The 277-nt window shown below is 34.3% G+C and carries 1 pseudogene; it reads left to right on the top strand.

The features are described from left to right. Window positions 1-277 (top strand): annotated as a pseudogene (locus tag GQR39_RS20080) (ATP-dependent protease); the annotation flags it as partial.

The raw sequence follows: 277 nt of genomic DNA on the forward strand, positions 1-277 counted from the left end.
TACACTTTTACATTCCTTAGCAACTGAATGCCAACATCAAGAACTATTGTCGTTTGCCCCTGAATCAATCAAGCAAGCTTTAGAATATGCCAACTTATTAACTGAAAATAATAAAATCAGTCAACAAGACTTAATTGCCTATTTTCATGAAATAGAACAAGCACAATCATTAGCGCGAAAATACAGCGAACAATCTATTATTGAAGGACAGGTAAACCTACAATTTACAGGGGAAAACATAGGTCAAATAAACGGCTTGTCTGTTGTAGAATTGCTT

This window comes from Pseudoalteromonas sp. C8, assembly GCF_011378685.1.
Classification (GTDB): domain Bacteria; phylum Pseudomonadota; class Gammaproteobacteria; order Enterobacterales; family Alteromonadaceae; genus Pseudoalteromonas; species Pseudoalteromonas arctica.